The sequence below is a fragment of the Bacillus cereus group sp. N14 genome (assembly GCF_016483555.1).
GTDB lineage: Bacteria > Bacillota > Bacilli > Bacillales > Bacillaceae_G > Bacillus_A > Bacillus_A wiedmannii.
Window position 1 is genome coordinate 1 of record NZ_JAEHBQ010000082.1, and the last position, 281, is coordinate 281.

The following is a 281-nucleotide window of genomic DNA, read 5'->3' on the forward strand; positions in this document are numbered from 1 at the left end:
GCTTTTCTTTGTCTTCTCCTTGCTGTTCTTTTGCTTGTCCTGGTTTTTCTGTTGCTTCTCCTGGCTTTTCTTTTTCTTCGCCTGGCTTTTCTGTTTCTTCACCTGGTTTTTCTGTTTCTTCGCCTGGCTTTTCTGTTTCTTCGCCTGGGTTTTCTGTTTCTTCACCTGGGTTCTCTGTTTCTTCGCCTGGTGTTCCTGTTTCTTCACCTGGTTTTTCTGTGTCTTCACCTTGTGTTTGTGATTCTTCACCTTGGATAGGTGTGTCTTCTCCGGGTGGTAGT

At 44.8% G+C, this 281-nt stretch carries 1 pseudogene; it reads right to left on the reverse strand.

Annotated features, from left to right (window positions below):
- Window positions 1-281 (reverse strand): annotated as a pseudogene (locus JDS82_RS29170) (hypothetical protein); the annotation flags it as partial.